Consider the following 17997-nt stretch of genomic DNA (forward strand, 5'->3'; position numbering starts at 1 on the left):
TATGATAAAGAATCACCTTAAAACCGCTTGGCGAACATTGATGCACAATCGGATCTATTCGCTATCAAATCTCATCGGCTTAACCATCGCGTTACTGGTATTTATGTTAATTAGTTCACTTGTCATTGATGAGCTTTCCTACGACAGACAATGGGGGAACTCCAATGAGCTTTACCGGATGAGGGTGGTACCCAAAGAAACACAGGAAGGTGTCAAAACCAATATTTCAGGAGCTCCTGAAGGTCTCTCAAAGGTCTTGAAAACTAATTTTCCCGAAATTTTAGGTTATACCACGATCAACAGTAGTTCACAGAAATTAACAATCGAAGGGCTGTCAAAACAACTAGCTGAAATCAGTACCTTAGAAATTGACAGTGGTTTTTTCAATCTTTTTGATACAAAAATAATTGCAGGCAATCCAAAACAAATTATTGCAGGTGCAAAAAACATTACATTGACAGCCTCTGCTGTACAAAAATACTTCAGCGGAAAAGATGTACTTGGCAGCACATTCTACAATAAACCGCAAGAAGGGGAACCAGAGGCTTATTATGTCAATGCTATTATTGAGGATATTCCTCATAATTCATCCTTTCAGGCAGAAGCGCTCGTGCTGATGCCTAAGATAATTGAATTTAATCCGACAAAGGCCGGCTCATTGCAAACACAAATTCTATTGCTCAAAAACACAACTGATATTAACCACTTTTCTACCAAAATAAACAAATGGTACAAAGGACAAAAACTGAATGACTGGGCGAAAAGTTTTAATCTTTTTATTGAACCCATCAAAGATATACACCTACAAAGTATTACAGGATGGGAGAATCCCATGCAAGATATTTACCTACTGGTGGGAATAGCGACACTTATTCTTATATTGGTCAGTATTAATTACATTAACCTAAGCTTTGCGCATGCCTTAAAACGCACACAACAGATAGGTATCCGTAAGGTATTGGGAGCAAGCCGAAAAAATCTAATCTTACAAATGGGCATAGAGAGTACAATACTCTTTGCCAGCTCTTTTCTGATCGCATTTTTTGGTTATATTCTTGTCAGTCCTGCATTTGAAAACTATTTAGAGCATCCATTGACAATGAGCTACCAGCATTCTTTATTCATGTGTGCTGGACTACTAACCACCTGGATAATTCTAGGCTGGCTGTGCAGTTTACCGACTGCGTTGTCTCTATCGAAAACACAGCCATCGCTTGAACTTCGGAAGCAACTTTCTTTCTTCAGACTTCCCTTAAATATGGCATTTACCAAAATACTGGTTGTCTTCCAATTTGCTATCTCCATCGTCGTAGCGATCTGCATGATGTCAATGCGGGCACAACTGCATTATTTGTATAGCAAAGATATTGGCTACGAACCTAAAAATCTTTTAGCCATCAACTATACCTCTTGGGAAGGAAAGGATCAGGCTTTCAAACAGGAGCTATTAAAAAATTCATACATCGCATCGGTTAGCCTCACAAGCTGGACTCCCTTTAGCGGGAGTGCAGATTTTAAAATAGTAAAAGACCCTCAGGATCCGAACAAAGAACTGCCTATTGTATTTGTTTATGCGGATTACGATTACATCAAAACAATGGGTATAAAACTCATTAACGGACGTCCTTTGAGTGCGGACTATGCACTGGACAGATCATATTTTGATTCGGTACACAATGGGCAACCAGTATTTACAAACATGCTCGTTTCCGAAGGAACAGCCCAACGGCTCCCTTTTAAACTCAATAAAAGTTTAGAGCTCCTAAAAAATACACCAGTGGGTGTATTTAAAGAATTTAACGGAGCAAGTTTAAAGTTTCCGATCGGTCCTTTTGCAATTAAGGCAGAAACTGAATGGGAAGGTGGATGTATGCTCATTCGGGTAGAGGAAGGCAAGAAAAAGGAAGCTTTAGCATTGGTGAACAGGACATGGAACAAATTTTTTCCAAACCGGATAGCGCAGATCAACTGGCAGGAAGATCAAGTACAGAATCAATATAACAAAGAAAAAAAACAATACCAGCAATTAGCACTTTTTACCGGTTCCAGTATGCTGATTGCCATCCTAGGGATCGTAGCTATTGCTATTTATACACTAGAACGAAGAGTAAAAGAAATTGGTATCCGTAAAGTACTAGGGGCTTCCGTAAATACGATCACATATATGATTTCCAAATCCTTTATCTTACTCCTGCTGATAGCGATTCTAATAGCTTTCCCTATAGCATGGTGGTTTACGCATAAATGGCTAGAAAATTTCTTCTATCATATAGATATACCGATCGTTCTATTTATTTTAACAGGATTGTTTATTGGTTTGACAACTTTAGCGATTATCGCCGCCCGCATATTCCAGACAGCCCGTATTAACCCTGTCAATAGTTTACGGGATGAATAAGAAAAAATAAGCCGTAGGTTATCTAAGCTAAAAAGTGTATTTATTATTAACCTATTGGAATGGAAGTTTATAATTGGTGTACCTACGGCTTAGGATCTTTGAAGCAATTTTTAGCTGTTCGTGTTGGACAGCTAAAAATTGCTTATTTCTTTTCTGTCGAATCCTTGGGAGCAGCTAAAATATAACTGAATCCGTATTTAGATACTTTCCGAATAATTTTGCGTTCATCAGACCTATTGAGCAAATCTTCAAGTACCTTCATCAAGTTTTTAGGATGTATATACCTTTCTAGTTTAGCACAGCATAAGTTGTGTATTTCATCAGGTCTCTTTTCCACATTAAAATATCCGATATCAATATTCTCATCCAGGAGAGTACTTATCTTTTTTACTTCTTCTATTGTCGAAATTTCATACGGGTCGAGATCATGTCGAATATCGATTAGCTTAAATTCGATTACTTTTTGATCTTGCTCTACATCAACTTTATACAGTTCATAAATAACGCGGTCACCCAATTTAGTTACATGCAATTCATATGTATACTTCTGTGACGACAAATCAATTCCGTAAGGCATCAATTCATTCATACTCTTTATTTCTAGTACAAGCTGCATGACAACCAAATCATGAACAAAAGTTCTTTTCCTTTTGAATGTCTCAACTTTATTTATAAAATCGAATGACTTTCCCATTAAAAAAGAAACTTCTTCGGGTGACAGGTGCCGCGAAATACGTTGTAGCAGCATACGATAATATATTTGCATGTCTAACTCTCCGCATCTCCTCCTATATACTTTTGTTTTTTGAATTTTCGCTGTTTTCATCATTGACACATTTAAATGATATAGATTTTCAATACAAAAGAATAGAAAATATTTTAGAAATAAAAACATTTGTATAAATAAAAATAACATTTTGTATATTTATCTATACAAAACAAGAGCATACTAAATCATAACTATGACAAAACTAGGTGAATTTTTAGAGAAGAAATCCGTTAATAAATCGCGAATTGCGCGCAAAACAGGTTTAAGTAAGGCAAGAATCAATGAGTTAACGATGACCGAAACGGCTAAATTGCGTTTGGATGAAATGTACCTGATCGCATTGGCTATTGATACAGATCCAGCTAAAATGATGTTCGAGTTATGTGATCATCTCCAGCTGAAAGAGATTGAAGACTAAGCAATTCGCTATTTATCGCCAGCACCTAGCTCGTCTGTGCGATACTGAACGCCAGACTGTTCGATATCGTACAGACTAGCTTTTTAAATTAAAGACAACAAACTAATTATCAACAAATTAACAAAATGGCAACGCAATTGATTTCAGCTTAAACGTCTGTTTTGATTATAACTACCAGTCATTCAGGCGTTAAAAATCTCTGCTATGATAGGAAATAATCTCAAAATAGCTTGGCGGAATATGGCAAAAAACAAGCTATATTCATTCATCAAGATTGGAGGCTTTGCCTTTAGTATTGCGATCTGTATTCTTATTGTTTTATATCTAAAACATGAGACGAGCTACAATAAGTTTTATCCAGCTATGGATAGAATTTACCGTCTGGTCGTTCAGTTACCAATTGAGAATAAGATCGAGCGCTGGGTTTCACTTTCTGCACCCGTAGCGCCAACCCTAAAAGCAGAAATACCCTCCATTGAGCAAACAGGGCGCATCCTACCTAATCCGTTATTCGGTGCGGGCAGCAACCAATTGTCATTAAATAACAGCCCGGATAGCCATTACGATGATGGATTTGTCTATATCGACCAGTCCATTCTCGACATGTTTCCTATGCCAATGGTTTCGGGCCAGCTGTCCCATGCACTCGATAAGCCCAACACATTGGTTATCACCAAAAGCAAAGCCGAAAAATATTTTAAAAATGATCCAATTGGACAAACGATCTATCTCAACAACAATAAATCGAAGGCCTATACCATCACTGGGGTCATTGAAGATATGCCCAACAATTCGACCCTTGCCGGTTATAGTTTTTTTATGTCGCTCGCTGGAGAACCTTTTTATCAAGGCGAACAGACTGCTTGGCTCAATAACAATTACACCGTTTATGTCAAATTAAAACCCAACGTAAATGTTGCACTGGCAGAAAAAGAAATTTCAAAGAATTACTTAGAGATACATTATCTCCCTGAATACTTAAAATCAGGACGCAAACTTAATCCGCTTTTCAAGCAGGCAAAAATAACTTTACAGAATGCACTCGACATGCATTTAAAATCTGCGGATATAAGCGACGATAAAGTTAGTACATTGAACAGAGGCGATATTCGCATGGTTTGGACCTTCGCAACAATAGCGCTATTTATTTTGTTCATTGCCTGTATTAACTTCATCAACTTATCGACAGCAAATGCAGCAACGAGAGCAAAAGAAATTGGTATCCGTAAGACTATTGGCTCCCCCAGGAAGCTGCTTGTTGTGCAATTCCTTGTTGAAGCAATTTGCTATAGTGTATTGTCACTGATTATTGGGCTCTTTCTAAGCTGGCTACTACTACCCGTATTCAACCAACTAGCCAACAAATCCTTGACCATTCCTTGGGTAGCAGCGTACTTCTTTCCTTCTCTTTTGGTGGCCATATTGGTGATCGGTGGTCTTGCCGGAATCTACCCAGCACTGTACTTATCCAAATTTAAACCAATCACCGCACTCAAAAACAATGTCATTGGCGCTAAATCTTCACTATTTAGAAATAGTTTGGTTGTCTTTCAATTTGCCACCTCAATTATCCTTATTGTTGGAGCACTGGTAACCAATAAACAGATAAACTACATATTGGACAAAGATCTGGGATTTGACAAGGAACAAGTCGTTGTGCTTCGCGGCATTGGAACATTATCGAAACAGCTTCCAAGTTTAAAAAATGAACTAAAGAGCCTCCCCAATGTTGCTTCAGTTTCCATGGGTGATTTTCTTCCAGTCCCCATCGATGGCGCTAAACGAAATGGCAATCCGTTCTGGGTCGATGGCAGAAAAGATCTTGATATGGCTACACAGGGCCAATTTTGGGAAATCGATCAGGATTATCTGAGCACATTCGGTCTTCATTTAAATAAAGGACGAAATTTTGATCCCACCAGAGCCACCGATAGCAGCTCGGCTATTATCAATCAGAAATTAGCCGACGAGCTTCACTTAAAGAATCCCATTGGTGCAAAAATCACCAATGGCAATACATGGACGGTCATTGGCGTAGTCGATGATTTTATTTTTGAGTCATTAAAGGAGAAGGGGTATGCAGGACTTTGTATGACATTACAAGGCAATCCTTCCCTCCTCTCTATTAAGGTAAAACCGCAACATCTCAAAGAGACGCTCGCTGATATCACAGGAGTATGGGACAAATTTGCCCCAAATCAACAGATTAACTACAGCTTTTTGGACGAAGGTTTTGAGGCCCTTTATCAAGACGTGGAACGGACCAAGAATATATTCACTTGTTTCGCTCTTGTTGCCATTTTTGTTGCTGCGCTCGGGCTTTTCGGTCTAGCAACTTATGTGACTCAACAACGGACCAAAGAAATTGGTGTACGTAAGGTACTTGGAGCCAATGCGATTGGATTACTCCGATTATTGTCTGGAGATTTTATAAAATTGGTGTTTGTAGCCTTGGTCATTGCCACTCCTGTTGCGTGGTGGGCAATGAACCAATGGCTTACAGATTTTAACTATCGGATCGAAATAAATTGGCTATACTTCATTCTTGCAGGAATGAGTGCCATTTTAATTGCTTTAGGCACAATCAGCTATCAGACCTGGAAAGCCATTCGCGCCAATCCTGTGGATAGCCTGCGCGATGAATAAATACAAAACCGTAAAAGACTTTTATTATGATAGGAAATAATTTAAAGATCGCTTGGCGAAATATGGTCAACAACAAACTGTACTCGATCATCAAGATCGGCGGGTTCGCTTTCAGCATTGCGATTTGCATTCTTATTATGCTGTACATTCGACATGAAACCAGTTATGATAAAATGTATCCCAACATGGAGCGTGTTTTCCGTCTTATCGTTTCGGAGCCCGATGGTGATAAAGTGAGGCAAACCTTTGCCTTTCCTGCTCCAGCAGCTAAAACCTTACAAGAGGAAATCCCAAGTGTTGAGTTAGCCGGTCGCATTTTACCCAATACCTTATTTGGTGCCGGAAGCAATCTGTTTACTGTAAATGGCCGTGCGGAGAACTATCTTGATAAAGGTTTTGTATATGTTGATCAGTCCATTTTGAAAATTTTTCCGCTTCCGGTCGTACAAGGACAGTTATCACATGCGCTGGACAAACCCAATGCGATAGTCATTACCAAAAGTAGGGCCCAGAAATATTTCAAAGGAAATGCGGTAGGACAAACGATCTATCTGAACAATAATAAAAATGTTTTATACAACATAACGGCTGTGATCGATGATGTCCCGAGCAATTCCAGTCTCTATGGCTATAATTATTTTATTTCCCTTGCAGGCGAACCATTTTATCCGGGTGAACAAAACAATTGGGGCGCGACAAATTACATTACCTATGTAAAACTAAAGGAAAATACAGATATTGCAAACGCACAACGTAGCATTTCAAAAAACTATATTCAGGACCATTATATTTTGCTCAACAAAAAAAATGGAAAGAAAATATCCCCCGAAATGATGCAATCAACCGTATTGCTTCAAAACGCCCTTGATATGCACCTGCACTCGAAGAATATTTCGGAGTATGGAATGGCGACACAATATCAAGGTGACATTAAGATGGTCTGGATATTTGCGGGCATTGCATTTTTTATATTATTGATTGCTTGTATAAACTTCATCAACTTATCAACGGCAAATGCAGCAACGCGAGCCAAAGAAATCGGGATTCGAAAAACCATTGGATCAAATCGACGGACACTGATTATCCAATTTATGACCGAAGCGATATGTTACAGTCTTATTTCACTCCTGATAGGGTTATTATTAGCCTTCCTGTTATTACCGCTATTTAACAATCTAGCCAACAAAGCGCTGTTTATACCCTGGACAGTGTGGTACTTTGTCCCCTCGCTGATCTTAAGTATGTTGTTTATTGGCATTCTTGCCGGTTTATACCCAGCGCTCTATTTATCAGGATTTCAACCTATAAACGCATTAAAAAGCAAATCGGTCACCAATCCTAAATCGTCGTTGTTACGCAATGGACTGGTTATTTTCCAGTTCGCAACATCTATAATACTGATGATCAGTGCCCTTATTGCGAATCAGCAAATCAGTTTTATGCTCAATAAAGATATTGGCTTCGATAAGGATCAGGTAATCGTACTCCGCGGTATAACGGGTATTGCTTCCCAGGCAAAAGAATTAAAAAATGAACTGAAAGCCATTCCGACAGTGCGAGATGTCTCCGTAGGCGACTACATACCTGTTCAATTGGATGGCGTAAAAAGAAATGGAAATCTTTTTTGGTCCAAAGGAAAAGAAGATCTTGAATTGGGAGAAGCTGGACAATTCTGGAATATAGACGAAAGTTACCTCACTACATTTGGACTGAAACTTATAGCCGGCCGAAACTTCGATCCGCATATCGCATCGGATAGTACTGGTGCTATTGTTAACAAAAGAATGATTGCAGATTTGGGCATTAAAGGAAATCCCATTGGTGTAAAAATTACCAATGGCATGACATGGACGATTATCGGTGTCGTCGACGATTTTATCTTTGAATCGATGAAAGATGAGGGCTACTATCCCGTCTGCATGACCCTAGCTAATAGCCCTTCCATGCTTTCCATTAAAACCAAATCAACGGACATGTCCGAAACACTAACGAACATTACTGCCGTTTGGAACAAGTTTTCACCAAATCAAAAAATCGATTACAATTTCCTCGATGCCGGCTTCGCCGATCTCTATCAAGATGTCCAACGGACAAAAAATATCTTCAGCTGCTTCGCTTTCGTAGCCATTTTTGTTGCTGCTCTTGGACTTTTCGGGCTGGCAACCTATGTGACCCAGCAACGAACCAAGGAAATCGGTGTCCGCAAGGTTCTCGGCGCAAGTTCCATCCGATTACTCCGACTGCTTTCCGGAGATTTTATAAAATTGGTGTTTGTAGCCTTGATCATTGCCACACCTGTTGCATGGTGGGCAATGAATCAATGGCTGACAGATTTCAACTATCGCATAGAAATCAATTGGTTCTACTTTATTCTAGCGGGTTTCAGTGCAATCCTGGTTGCATTTGGAACCATTAGTTATCAAACCTGGAAAGTCGTCCGTGCCAATCCGGTCGAAAGTTTAAGGGATGAATAAAGTCAGTAAATCTTAAAATTTGGTGTTTGTTGTCTTGGTAATTGCCTTTCCTGTTGCGTTGTGGGCAATGAACCAAGGGCTTAGGAGATGGATGTTCGATTCTGGACGTAAACTGTTCGAAATCGGACATCCAAAAACAAAAAAAACAACATAAAATACTTATAACAAAACAATTACAACAATGGCAAGAGGATTGTAATTTTAATTGAGTGAATTGGTTCGCATTAGTTTAAACATAATACCCTCCAAAAAATGGCAAAAAATGATTTCAAACTAGCTTGGCGCAAACTTTTAAAAAATAAAGGTTTTACTTTCTTAAATATTGTTGGTCTGACCCTGGGTTTTACGGGTTTTATCCTTTCCTATCAATACATTAATCGCGAAACGAGTTACGATAAATGGAACCCACATTTTAAGGATATCTACCAAATTGGCCTTGAATCGGAAGGTGCATTTACGGACGAAACTTCACCTTCACTGGCTCCATTGCTAAAACAGAGTTTACCTGATATTGTATATGCAGGAAGAAAAATAGTCTATAACTACGGTAGTTACCCCCTTTTTGGAGAGAAGACGGTGCTTATTAAAAATGCAGCACTGATTGACTCCTCAGCAGCACGAATCTTTCAAATCGAAAATGCGACCGGACCGCTCTACAAAAACAAGGACCAAAAGGATGCGACCATGGTCAAAAGCCATATTGCCGAACAACTATTCAAAAAAGAAGACTTAAATTTTGACAGTCCCCATTCGATTCCAGCTCTAAGTCTACAAATTGGAATGAAGGAAACAATCTACGGTACCATCAAAAAGCAAGGTCTGTCCATGATTGATTACGATCTCCTTTTTATCCGTGAACCGCAGGATCTCTTCGCCGATAATAATCCCTTTTTGTATCAAACTTATATTCAGGTTCGCCCCGGTACGGATATCACAAAGTTGACCAATCGCATCAATACGCTTTACCAGAAAGAAATTGCACCAAAAGATAAAATACGTTCTTCTAGTTATGCCAAGGGAAAAATCTATTTGGATCCATTAGCCAATCTTCATCTAAGGCCAAAAACAGGTAGTAACACAGCTTATATCATTACGTGGATTATTGGTATTCTCTCCGTTTTGATCCTCTTACTTGCCGCTGCCAATTTTGCCAATATGATTATGGCACAGGCGGATCAACGCATTAAGGAACTCGCGCTTAAAAAAATATTGGGAAGCTCACGCTGGGCTATCGTTAGGCAATTGGTACTGGAAGTATTTATTCTGACTTTCAGTGCTGCAATCTTAAGTTTCGTCACTTTGGCTCTCACAGGAAATATTCTACAAAAATGGTTCAACGATGATCTTAAGGGGTATATTTTGAGCTCGGAGACAATCGCCCAACTTGCTATTGCCGTACTATTGACAACAATTCTATCGGCAATATACCCAGCTATCGTACTCTCTGGCTTCAAATCCGTTAATCTCCTTAAAGGCGGACTAACATCAGTACTCAAAAAAGGAACCTTCCGCAATGCCTTATTAACCTTTCAAATCAGCATGGCGATTTTGTTTATCTCGGGTATGTTAATCATCCGGGGCCAACTTCAGTACATGCAGCAGGCGGATAAAGGGTTTGAGCCAGCGCAGGTTATCAATTTCAAGGGAGTAGGTATGTATTACAATAAAAACAACTACGAACAATTAAAGAGGCGATTAGAAAATGATCCGAGTATTGCATCTACCGCATCGGCGACCAATATTCCGGGAGAAGGTGAGCAACCTCCCAAAATGGATTTTTCCTATGCCCAAAAAAACATTTCATTTGCACATGTCGGCATTGATCCTGGATACTTCAAGACGTTAAACATCTCCAGTACACAGGGGAATACCAATATTTCATTGGACCAATTGCTTCGCGATTCCTTAGCCCACTATGCTATTATAAACGAATCTGCAGCCAAAAATTTAGTACTTTCAAACCCTATGGGTGCAAAAATTAAGGGCTGTGATGTAGACTTTGAAATTGTCGGTTTGGTCAAAGACAGTAAAGCTTATGGCTTTGAGAATGTAGTTCAACCGACCATCTATTCATTTAAAAATGAATGTGGCACTATGCGTTTTCAGACGACACTTATGGTCAAAACAAAACAAGGAATGGTCGATCAGGCAATTCAAACAGTCAAAGCAGAGTGGGCGAAAAACCCAACCGCAAAAGACCTCCCCCTTGATTATTCCTTTATGGATGAGCAATATGCTTTACAGCACAAAAAACAGCAAGAATTGCAGACGGCTTTTAATAGTTTCACTAGCCTCTCTGTGATCATCGCGGCCTTAGGGCTGTTCAGTATGGCGGCATATCAGGCGGCATTACGAAAAAAGGAAATGAGCATCAGAAAAGTACTGGGAGCATCGGTACAATTGCTCTTTGTTCAACTGAACAAGCCATTTTTCAAACTCTTTTTGATCGGTATTTGCATAGCCCTTCCACTAGCCTATATGCTCATGAATAAATGGCTTTCTAATTTCGCCTATCACATTCAGCTTTCCTGGTGGTCGTTTTTGATTCCAATATTTTGCATATTTATCCTCATATTGGTTTCCATCAGTTTCCAATCTCTCAAAGTCGCAAAAACCAATCCAATAGATAGTCTGCGCGATGAATAAAAGATAATATGAGCAGTGATGGCCTTAACCCAGAGTCGAACAATAATTATGGTTACCGGTAAAAATATAAATACGAATATCTAAGATCTCAATACTAAAAAATGATACAATTAAAAAATTTATTCAAGTGGTATAATGTAGGTGGTACACGCTCATTCGTCCTTAAAGATGTAAGTCTCGATATCGCTGAAGGCGATTTTATATCCATCATGGGTCCATCAGGGTCTGGAAAATCGACCCTGTTGAATATTATCGGCATGCTTGATGAACCTGACGAGGGTGAGTACTTTTTTATGGGCGAGAATGTATTGGAAATGAAAGCAAAAAAAAGAATGCAGCTTTACCAATCCCATATTGGCTATGTGTTTCAAGCTTATCATCTCCTGGATGAATTGACTGTATACGAAAATATCGAAACACCCTTGATCTATAAAGACATTTCGAGCAAAGAAAGAAAAGCCATTGTGGCCGATATGCTCGATCGCTTTGGCATTGTCGGGAAGAAGGACCTCTTCCCAGCCCAGCTATCTGGTGGTCAACAACAAATCGTAGGTATAGCGCGTGCATTAGCGGGATCCCCCAAGCTATTGCTGGCTGATGAGCCTACGGGTAATTTAAACTCCAAACAGGGGGAAGAAATCATGGATCTATTCAAACAGCTGAACGATGATGGTGTTACAATTATACAAGTAACCCATTCTGAAAAGAATGCTGAATACGGTAAAAGAATTGTCAACATGCTGGATGGTCAGCTCAAATAATTGTATACCAATTTAACCTGAATAATCCCTACCCGGTAAGTAAATTACTGTAGGGATTTTTTTATATCATTTGTCGAATCAATTTTTTAACTTCGTTAGGATGAATGAGAGAGAGTTGAAATCGCTAATATCACTGTTGGATGATACCGACCAACAGATTATTCAGGAAGTGGAACATCAGTTAAAAAGCCAAGGTCCTGAGATTGTACCCTATTTGGAAAAATATTGGGAATCAAGCTTCGATCCCAACGTCCAAGGGCGATTAGAGAATATCATTCACGAAATTCAATTTGATCAGACCAAAAACGAGTTACAGATCTGGAATCTGAGTAACTCATTCAATCTGCTGGAAGGATTAATCATCCTCAATAATTATCAATATCCTTCTTATGAAGACCACAAGATTGTTTTGGCGATAGAAGACCTCAAGACTGAGGTGTGGCGCGGTTTGCATTACGACATGAGCCCGTTGGAAAAAGTGAACCTGATGAATCATGTTCTTTTTGGTTCCTTCGGCCTAGCAGGAAATACAAAGGATTACCATCACCCACAGAATTCCTATATTGGTCAAGTGCTCGATACCAAACAGGGGAATCCCTTAACGCTATCCTGCATTTATAGTATCATTGCACAAAAACTGGACATTCCAATCTACGGGATTAATTTACCCAAGCATTTTGTATTGGCGTATATGGATTCAGATGAAGAAGGGAATGAAAATGTGTTGTTTTACATCAACGCCTTTAATCGTGGGCAGGTTATGCAAAAAAGCGATGTAAATTCATTTTTGAAGCAACTGAACCTCAATCCCGATAGAGAGTTTACCTATCCCTGCGATAATGTGACCATCATTAAACGCGCTTTGCGGAATTTGATGTCAGCCTACGAGGAACATGAAAGTTCAAGCAAGCAACAGGAAATCAGAGCGCTTTTCGAATTGCTTGGCTGAACTATTATGCTTTCAACTAAAATTGGGGAGTTGATCTCCCGTCCAAAAAGATATAATTAGGAGTAAGTGTACCATATTTTTTAGCAGTTATTTCGGGTGAAGCATTGCCCTGATCCGTTAATAGAAACCTCGATATGGTTTTATTTGTTAAATCTGACACATAGAAGAATTTCCCTTCATTGAGGCGGTCGTCTATTGCTATTCCCCAAGGCTCTTCCAACCCTGTATTTGTACCTCCAACAACATAATCAGGCGAAATTTCTTTATCACCTGCTCCACTAAAGATCTCATCCGGATTTTTAAAGAATAACACTTCTTTTCCGGCAGTTACCGCTAATAATTTTTTATTGATCGCATAACATACAGGCCCCAATCCTGTTTTTCCTTTAATGTATACTTTCATCACAGGGCGAAAGTTGTCGGAGATCACAATCGTATCTTTGGCACGGTCAATTAATTCTGTTTTAAGTCCGGTATAAACAGCGAAACCACTTCCTTTGTTTGTTCCATCATTATTAAATCCTACCAAAACGGCTTTCTCGTTACCGCTTCCAATTAGTGTTAAGGAGCTCGGAACAACTTTCCCTAGATTAATCTGCTTATCGATAATTCTAGCGCCGCCGTTAGAACCTTTTCCACTGGGGTTTGCAATTGCATAAAGCATCGATCTATCCGTGTCTTTATCTGATACCGCAAGGAGGAAGGGTATAGTTGATGATCCAGAAGTACCATTCTGCTGGGCATAAGTATAAAATCCTAATCCTTTCACATTTGTGAACCCTGTATAGCCAATGTTAACAGAAGTACCAGGGATACCATAAATATCATTGTTAAAAGGAATATACCTAATAAAAGTGTCTTGGGTCGCGGCTCCAGTTGCGCTCGCCTGGAAAACAGCCTTCGCATCGGGACTAAAAATAATTGGTCCTCCTCCCTTTGCCGGAGACAGATATTGGTAGATATTATCCAAATTGTTGGTATCGGCCGGATCGACAATCATCATATTTTTAAGCGAAGAATTACTTGCCTGATAATCTGAGAAAGAGATATATAATCTTGATATCTGCGTGACACGTCCAATATTGCTTGGTTCATCATCCAATTTCTTACAGGCAGTGAAACCTATTATACTGGCAAAGAATAGAATAATACAGGATTGAAACGAAAATTTCATATATTTTTTATTAAAAATAGCGTATTGCGTTAAACATACAAATCTACGAATATATGCAGAATATCAATGCATTTATATGATTCTTTTAAGGGAAAACCCTACGAAGTAAAAACGGAAATATTTGTCAATTCGCTACTTTTTGATTAAAATTGCCTTTGTTTTTGTTAGCATATACGATTATGGAAAATAAGGAATTTGTAAGGGAGAGGTTGACATTACCGGGAGAAGGCAAGAAATTACTTTTACACTCCTGCTGTGCTCCTTGTTCTGGAGAAGTGATGGAAGCACTGATTGCTTCAGATATCGATTTTACGATTTATTTTTACAATCCCAATATTCATCCCCGCAAAGAATATGATTTACGCAAAGACGAGAACATCCGATTTGCGGAAAAACACAATATTCCTTTTATTGATGCCGATTACGATGTTGACCATTGGTTTGATTTGGCTAAGGGAATGGAGCAAGAGCCCGAAAGAGGCATCCGTTGCACCATGTGTTTTGATATGCGTTTTGAAAAAACAGCGGAATATGCAGCTGCCAATGGTTTTGATGTGATTTCAAGTTCACTGGGTATATCACGCTGGAAAAACATGGAGCAGATCAATGACTGTGGTTTACGCGCGGCCTCTCGCCATGAAGGGATGGAATATTGGACATTCAACTGGCGCAAGAAAGGTGGTTCTGCCCGTATGCTGGAGGTCTCTAAAAAGGAGAAATTCTATATGCAGGAATATTGCGGCTGTGCTTATTCACTACGCGACACCAACAAGTGGCGTATGGCAAATGGGCGTGAAAAGATAGAGTTAGGCAAAAATTATTATGAATAAGCCCTGTTACCGGTGTATATAAAGCTTTGCTTCGGAATATTTAAAAAAATATTTCTATCCTAATGATTTTATACATACCTTTGCAGGCTCAAATGCAAGATTGTGAAACATCTAAAACAATACAGAATTCCCTTTTCGGGGCTCAACGCTGGAAAGCACAATTTTGAGTTTGACATTAATAAAAAGTTCTTTGACTGCTACGAACATTCGATTGTAAAAGACGGCAATCTAAAAGCAGAGGTTGAATTGCAAAAACAGGAAAATCTTTTGATTTTGCATTTTGATATCCAAGGTGAAATTCAATTGACTTGTGATACCTGCTTAAAAGAGTTTATGTCGCCGATTTCAATTCAAGAACGAATATTAGTCAAATTCACGGATGAAGATTGGACAGATAATACCGAAGAGGTGTTGATTTTATCCAAAAGCGACCATGAGTTGGATATAGCTGAATTATTCTATGAATACATTAATTTAGCTGTTCCCTATATCGTAAAATGTGAAGAGCAGGGACAGGGGATACAATGTGATCCTGAGATGCTCGCATTATTCAAAAGCGAGCCAGATTCAGAGGAACAAAAAGAAGAAGAAATTATCGACCCACGTTGGGAAGCATTGAGAAATATTAAAAATAACTAAAACAAAAATACGAGATGGCACATCCAAAACGTAAAACTTCTAAATCAAGAAGAGACAAAAGAAGAACACATTATAAAGCTGAAGCTCCAAGCTTGACAGTATGTAAAGAAACTGGCGCAGTTCATTTACCTCACCGTGCATATACTGTAGACGGAAACTTGTACTACAACGGTAAATTGATCATTGAAAATACAGCTGTTGTCTAAGGTAAACCTTTCATAACACCAAAACATCCCAGACAAGCACTATTTTAGAAATTTGCTTTACTTTGGGATGTTTTTTGCGTATTATTGATTTACTAAATAATAACGGATGAAGATTGGTTTAGATATTTTAGGAGGAGATTATGCTCCTAAAGCAACGATAACAGGTGCTATTGAAGCACAAAAACAGCTTACTGGAGACCAAAAGATAGTCCTTTTTGGTAATACTGAAGAGACTAAACAATTAATCAATCAAGCCGGAGGAAATTCATCTGACTTTGAATATGTAGAGGCTCCAGAAGTCATTGCAATGGGTGAACATCCAACCAAAGCAATAACTCAAAAACCCAACTCAAGTATTGCGAAGGGATTTGAATATTTAAAAAACAAAGAAATTGACTCATTCGCTTCTGCTGGTAATACCGGTGCCATGCTTGTGGGCTCAATGTTCAGCGTTAAAGCTATCCCAGGCGTATTGCGTCCTGCTATAGCATCCATTGTTCCCAAATTAAAATCAGGCTTCGGAATCTTACTGGACGTCGGCGCAAATGCAGACTGTAAACCAGAGATGTTGAACCAATTTGCAATCTTGGGAAGTGTCTTTGCCGAACATGTGTTTAATGTATCCAATCCTAAAGTTGGATTATTGAATATCGGAGAAGAAGAAGAAAAAGGAAACATCCTAACAACCTCTACCTACCCCCTACTAAAAGCCAACGACAAGATTAACTTTATCGGAAATGCAGAAGGCCGCGACCTATTTAGTGACCATGCCGACGTTTACGTCTGTGATGGGTTTACAGGTAATGTCGTCTTGAAACTTGCAGAATCATTTTATGTAGTAACGTTGAAAAAAGGTTTTAAAGATGATTTCTTCGACCGATTCAACTACGAACAGTACGGCGGTAGCCCCATTTTGGGAGTTAATGCTCCTGTCATTATTGGCCATGGTATTTCGACACCTGAGGCCATTAAAAATATGGTTTTATTTTCAAGAGATATGATCGAGTCTAAGTTCATTGACAGCATCAGGTCTATTTTCAATTAGAATATTTATGTCAAAGATTCACGCCGCAATCACGGCTGTAAATGGTTACGTTCCGGATTACATCCTTACTAACAAAGAATTGGAAACAATGGTCGATACCAACGACGAATGGATTGTTTCCAGAACGGGGATCAAAGAGCGTCGCATCTTAAAAGGTGAAGGGCTTGCTACTTCAGATCTTGCTGTACCTGCTGTTCAAGGTTTATTGAAAAAAAGAGGTATAGCTGCTACAGATATTGACCTCATCATCTTTTGTACGAGTACCCCAGATATGCTGTTCCCCGCCACGGCTAATATTTTGGCCGATAAAATCGGAGCGACCAATGCATGGGGATTTGATCTTCAAGCCGCTTGCTCAGGTTTCTTGTTCGGTCTGAATACAGGAACACAGTTTATCACTGCGGGCACGCATAAAAAAGTCCTTGTTATCGGTGCAGATAAAATGTCTTCGGTAATCAATTACCAAGACCGTAATACCTGTATCCTCTTTGGCGATGGATGTGGATGTGTACTATTGGAACCAAATGAAGAAGGTTTAGGTATACAAGATGCTATTTTAAAAACCGATGGTTCCGGAGGACAATTTTTGAATATCAAAGGTGGGGGTTCACTTAATCCGGCCTCACATGCAACTGTAGATGCAGGATTACACTATGCCTACCAAGAAGGCCGTACAGTGTTCAAATTTGCGGTAACCAATATGGCAGATGTTGCGCACGAAGTTATGGTCAAGAATAACTTGAAATCAGAGGATATTGCTTGGTTGGTACCGCATCAGGCCAACAAACGTATCATTGATGCGACAGCAGAACGCGTGGGATTGCCAGAAGAGAAGGTTATGGTGAACATTCAAAAATATGGTAATACGACGAGTGGAACAATCCCTTTGTGTTTATGGGAATGGGAATCGCAATTGAAAAAAGGGGATAATCTTATCCTTGCTGCTTTCGGCGGTGGTTTTACCTGGGGATCCATCTATTTAAAATGGGCGTATTAATTGTCCATTTTATGGTATAATTTATTACTTTTGACAGTTAGAATT

14 protein-coding genes are annotated in these 17997 nt (G+C 39.2%); 12 read left to right on the forward strand and 2 right to left on the reverse strand.

What is annotated here, in order from left to right; all coding sequences use genetic code 11:
* Position 1: 1 nt before the first annotated feature.
* On the forward strand, positions 2-2398 hold the full coding sequence (locus OK025_RS03325; RefSeq protein WP_317668330.1) for an ABC transporter permease: 2397 nt from the start codon (positions 2-4) through the stop codon (positions 2396-2398).
* Between the two features lie 142 nt (positions 2399-2540).
* On the opposite strand, the gene OK025_RS03330 is transcribed toward OK025_RS03325, so the two are convergent.
* Positions 2541-3164, reverse strand: coding sequence for a hypothetical protein (locus tag OK025_RS03330; RefSeq protein ID WP_317668331.1), 624 nt, complete (start codon positions 3162-3164; stop codon positions 2541-2543).
* Between the two features lie 196 nt (positions 3165-3360).
* Here OK025_RS03330 and OK025_RS03335 point away from each other — a divergent pair, with 196 nt between their 5' ends.
* The 6 genes from OK025_RS03335 (at position 3361) to OK025_RS03360 (ending at position 13061) form a co-directional block, all read left to right on the forward strand.
* The gene (locus OK025_RS03335) at positions 3361-3585 is read left to right on the forward strand and encodes a helix-turn-helix transcriptional regulator (RefSeq protein ID WP_312188547.1); all 225 of its coding nucleotides are present in this window, start codon (positions 3361-3363) and stop codon (positions 3583-3585) included.
* Positions 3586-3789: 204 nt separating this feature from the next.
* The gene (locus OK025_RS03340; protein WP_317668332.1) at positions 3790-6231 is read left to right on the forward strand and encodes an ABC transporter permease; all 2442 of its coding nucleotides are present in this window, start codon (positions 3790-3792) and stop codon (positions 6229-6231) included.
* Positions 6232-6257: 26 nt separating this feature from the next.
* Entirely contained in the window at positions 6258-8705 is a 2448-nt protein-coding gene (locus OK025_RS03345) for an ABC transporter permease (protein WP_317668333.1), read from the forward strand.
* A gap of 252 nt (positions 8706-8957) precedes the next feature.
* Positions 8958-11351, forward strand: a complete 2394-nt coding sequence (locus tag OK025_RS03350; protein ID WP_317668334.1) for an ABC transporter permease — start codon at positions 8958-8960, stop codon at positions 11349-11351.
* 101 nt (positions 11352-11452) lie between these two features.
* Positions 11453-12112: an ABC transporter ATP-binding protein gene (locus OK025_RS03355; RefSeq protein ID WP_317668335.1), complete on the forward strand. Its 660-nt coding sequence runs from the start codon at positions 11453-11455 to the stop codon at positions 12110-12112.
* A gap of 100 nt (positions 12113-12212) precedes the next feature.
* Positions 12213-13061, forward strand: a complete 849-nt coding sequence (locus OK025_RS03360) for a transglutaminase-like domain-containing protein (protein WP_317668336.1) — start codon at positions 12213-12215, stop codon at positions 13059-13061.
* Between the two features lie 16 nt (positions 13062-13077).
* Here the strand turns inward: OK025_RS03360 and OK025_RS03365 are convergent, their stop codons facing one another.
* Complete coding sequence (locus OK025_RS03365) at positions 13078-14235, reverse strand: hypothetical protein (protein ID WP_317668337.1); 1158 nt, start codon at positions 14233-14235, stop codon at positions 13078-13080.
* 179 nt (positions 14236-14414) lie between these two features.
* On the opposite strand from OK025_RS03365, the gene OK025_RS03370 reads away from it, so the two are divergent.
* The 5 genes from OK025_RS03370 (at position 14415) to OK025_RS03390 (ending at position 17952) form a co-directional block, all read left to right on the forward strand.
* Positions 14415-15065 (forward strand): epoxyqueuosine reductase QueH, encoded by a 651-nt coding sequence (locus OK025_RS03370; protein ID WP_317668338.1) that lies wholly within the window; start codon positions 14415-14417, stop codon positions 15063-15065.
* 102 nt (positions 15066-15167) lie between these two features.
* Positions 15168-15704: a DUF177 domain-containing protein gene (locus OK025_RS03375; RefSeq protein WP_317668339.1), complete on the forward strand. Its 537-nt coding sequence runs from the start codon at positions 15168-15170 to the stop codon at positions 15702-15704.
* A 14-nt stretch (positions 15705-15718) separates the two neighbouring features.
* Positions 15719-15910, forward strand: coding sequence for a 50S ribosomal protein L32 (gene rpmF, locus OK025_RS03380; RefSeq protein ID WP_046672269.1), 192 nt, complete (start codon positions 15719-15721; stop codon positions 15908-15910).
* Between the two features lie 106 nt (positions 15911-16016).
* A complete protein-coding gene (gene plsX, locus OK025_RS03385) occupies positions 16017-16955 on the forward strand; it encodes a phosphate acyltransferase PlsX (RefSeq protein ID WP_075991146.1) in 939 nt (312 codons plus the stop codon).
* Positions 16956-16962: 7 nt separating this feature from the next.
* Complete coding sequence (locus OK025_RS03390; protein WP_317668340.1) at positions 16963-17952, forward strand: beta-ketoacyl-ACP synthase III; 990 nt, start codon at positions 16963-16965, stop codon at positions 17950-17952.
* Positions 17953-17997 lie beyond the last annotated feature (45 nt).

Source organism: Sphingobacterium sp. UGAL515B_05 (assembly GCF_033097525.1).
Lineage (GTDB): Bacteria > Bacteroidota > Bacteroidia > Sphingobacteriales > Sphingobacteriaceae > Sphingobacterium.

Coding starts and splice junctions, on each gene's coding strand:
- OK025_RS03325 (WP_317668330.1), top strand. CDS start 2: ATGATAAAGAATCACCTTAAAACCGCTTGGCGAACATTGATGCACAAT.
- OK025_RS03330 (WP_317668331.1), bottom strand. CDS start 3,164: ATGCAAATATATTATCGTATGCTGCTACAACGTATTTCGCGGCACCTG.
- OK025_RS03335 (WP_312188547.1), top strand. CDS start 3,361: ATGACAAAACTAGGTGAATTTTTAGAGAAGAAATCCGTTAATAAATCG.
- OK025_RS03340 (WP_317668332.1), top strand. CDS start 3,790: ATGATAGGAAATAATCTCAAAATAGCTTGGCGGAATATGGCAAAAAAC.
- OK025_RS03345 (WP_317668333.1), top strand. CDS start 6,258: ATGATAGGAAATAATTTAAAGATCGCTTGGCGAAATATGGTCAACAAC.
- OK025_RS03350 (WP_317668334.1), top strand. CDS start 8,958: ATGGCAAAAAATGATTTCAAACTAGCTTGGCGCAAACTTTTAAAAAAT.
- OK025_RS03355 (WP_317668335.1), top strand. CDS start 11,453: ATGATACAATTAAAAAATTTATTCAAGTGGTATAATGTAGGTGGTACA.
- OK025_RS03360 (WP_317668336.1), top strand. CDS start 12,213: ATGAATGAGAGAGAGTTGAAATCGCTAATATCACTGTTGGATGATACC.
- OK025_RS03365 (WP_317668337.1), bottom strand. CDS start 14,235: ATGAAATTTTCGTTTCAATCCTGTATTATTCTATTCTTTGCCAGTATA.
- OK025_RS03370 (WP_317668338.1), top strand. CDS start 14,415: ATGGAAAATAAGGAATTTGTAAGGGAGAGGTTGACATTACCGGGAGAA.
- rpmF (WP_046672269.1), top strand. CDS start 15,719: ATGGCACATCCAAAACGTAAAACTTCTAAATCAAGAAGAGACAAAAGA.
- plsX (WP_075991146.1), top strand. CDS start 16,017: ATGAAGATTGGTTTAGATATTTTAGGAGGAGATTATGCTCCTAAAGCA.
- OK025_RS03390 (WP_317668340.1), top strand. CDS start 16,963: ATGTCAAAGATTCACGCCGCAATCACGGCTGTAAATGGTTACGTTCCG.